We start from the raw sequence: 2,433 nt of genomic DNA, 5'->3' as shown, positions 1-2,433 counted from the left end.
TTGAACAAATTTCAATCCAAAAAGCTCAGCATGCCCTAAGCTATATTTTATAAATAGATAGGCAAAGGATTAATACTATTATGCGAGAAAGCGTTACAAACGATACCAATCAAAACGAACTTGTTAAACGCTTTTGCAGCGTTAGAGACGAAAGCCTAGTTATTATTGAACCACTCACTGTAGAAGATTGCCAATTACAAGCTATGGCTGATGCCAGTCCCACTAAATGGCATTTAGCGCATACCACGTGGTTTTTTGAAACGTTTTTACTTAGTGTTCATTGTAAACAGTACGCAGTTTTTAATCCTCACTATAAAATGCTTTTTAATTCTTACTACAATGGGATTGGAGAGCAATTTAAACGGGCAAACAGAGGAAGCTTATCTAGGCCAGGTTTAGACGAAGTGCTAGCTTACAGAGAACATGTAGATAGCCGTGTGATTGAATTACTTAAGACTGACGTTAACCCGCACATTAAAGATATTATTGAACTTGGGTTAAACCACGAGCAACAGCATCAAGAACTAATGCTTATGGACATCAAATATAACTTTTCAGTAAATCCAATATTTCCTCAATATAAAACATCGCTTTTAAATAGCCAAAAAAAATCAGCTGATATTAAACCCCTTAATTTTATCAATTTTGAACAAGCCATTATTAATATTGGCACAAATGCCGACGATGAATTTGCATATGATAACGAGTGCCCCAAACACCAAGTACTAATTCATCCATTCAGTTTTGCTAATAGATTGGTCACTAATGGTGAATATTTAGACTTTATAAATGCCGGTGGATATAGCAATCCACAATATTGGTTAAGCGACGGTTGGGCGCATATTCAAAACACTCGTTTAACGCATCCATTATATTGGCATTGCATAAATAACGAATGGTTTGAGTTTACACACTATGGATTGCAGCCTTTAAATTTAAGTGCCCCCATTAGCCATGTTAGTTATTTTGAGGCCAGCGCCTATGCTAATTTTGTAAAGGCTCGCTTGCCTACAGAGTTCGAGTGGGAATATGCAGCTAAAAATACACCTTTAGATACACCTTTAACAGACACTAATAATAACTACCTAACACCACAACAAGCAAAAGATGATACTGAAATAAACCAGTTAATGGATTCATGTTGGCAATGGACAAACAGTGCATATTTGCCATACCCCGGTTTTAAGCCTATTGAAGGAGTAGCAGGGGAATACAATGGTAAATTTATGAATAACCAAATGGTGTTACGGGGCGGGTGTGTGTTTACCCCTCGAAACCATTTACGACAAACATACCGAAATTTTTATTACCCACATCAAGCGTGGATGTGCAGCGGGATAAGACTAGCTAAGGATATAGTATGAGCCAAGTAACAGCGATTAAACAAAGTAACATAACCGACACTGAATTTTTAAACGACGTGATAAGCGGATTAACTCAACAACAAAAAACGCTTCCGTGTAAGTATTTTTACGATGATAAAGGTGCTGCATTATTCGAGCAAATAACATCCTTACAAGAGTATTATGTTACACGTACGGAGTTGTCTATTTTAGAGCAATACTCGCAGTCAATTGCTCAAATGCTACCTGAAAATCTCTCTATTATTGAGCCTGGGTGTGGTTCGGGTAAAAAGGTCGCGTATTTATTAGCGCACATGGCAAACGTAAAAACCTTCGTACCATTTGAAATTTCTGAGGAGATGCTCAGTTATTCACTTGCACATTTGTCGCCATTATTTCCAGATTTGGCAATTTCGCCATTACTAGGAGACTTTACACATAGCCAAATGGTTAAACAGCTAACCAAAGACACCGCTTTAGACAGTCAAACTAATTTGGTGTACTTTCCGGGCTCTACTCTTGGTAATTTTGCCCCAGTTAAAGCCATAGAAATTATGAATAATTTCCATCGCTTATGTGGTGTAAACGGTTATGTATTAATTGGGGTTGATTTAGTAAAAGAGCGCCAAGTGTTACTTGATGCATATAACGATAAAGCGGGGATCACCGCTGCATTTAATAAAAATTTACTACAACGTATTAATAACGAGCTAAGTGGCACATTTAATTTAGATAACTTTAGCCACGAGTCACGCTTTAACGAGCAACATAGCCGCATTGAAATGCATTTAGTAAGTAACTGTAATCAAAGCGTGATTATAAATGATCAGCAAATAGACTTTATTGAAGGCGAAAGTATCCATACAGAAAACTCTCACAAGTACACGCTCGAATCGTTTAAGCAGCTTGCCGCGCAAGCTAATTTAAAGTTAGAGCAAACATGGCAAGACGATAGTAATTATTTTGCATTGTGCTTATTAAGGCCGCTATAAACGTTACTTAATATGTTTAGGGCGTGTTGATCTTTGATAGTTGAATTTGCAGCAATATGTTTGGTTTTTAGGCAAGGCAGAGCCTATGAAGTGTGGTT

At 37.3% G+C, this 2,433-nt stretch carries 2 protein-coding genes; both read left to right on the top strand.

Features of this window, described 5'->3' with window-relative positions; translation table 11 throughout:
- The first annotated feature begins 80 nt into the window (after window positions 1-80).
- Entirely contained in the window at window positions 81-1,364 is a 1,284-nt protein-coding gene (gene egtB / locus DO88_RS00445; protein ID WP_033041142.1) for an ergothioneine biosynthesis protein EgtB, read from the top strand.
- Entirely contained in the window at window positions 1,361-2,335 is a 975-nt protein-coding gene (egtD, locus tag DO88_RS00450) for an L-histidine N(alpha)-methyltransferase (RefSeq protein WP_033041141.1), read from the top strand. Before egtB ends, egtD begins: the two co-directional genes overlap by 4 nt.
- The last annotated feature ends 98 nt before the right edge of the window (window positions 2,336-2,433 follow it).

Origin of the sequence: Pseudoalteromonas sp. S3431 (assembly GCF_000690035.1) — a bacterium.
Taxonomy (GTDB): Bacteria; Pseudomonadota; Gammaproteobacteria; order Enterobacterales; family Alteromonadaceae; genus Pseudoalteromonas; species Pseudoalteromonas fuliginea.
Note: the sequence above shows the minus strand (reverse complement) of the source record. Positions and strands in the feature narration are given on the sequence as shown.

What these genes read in the sequence shown, in the direction of transcription:
- egtB (WP_033041142.1), top strand. Translation starts at nt 81, where the DNA reads ATGCGAGAAAGCGTTACAAACGATACCAATCAAAACGAACTTGTTAAA.
- egtD (WP_033041141.1), top strand. Translation starts at nt 1,361, where the DNA reads ATGAGCCAAGTAACAGCGATTAAACAAAGTAACATAACCGACACTGAA.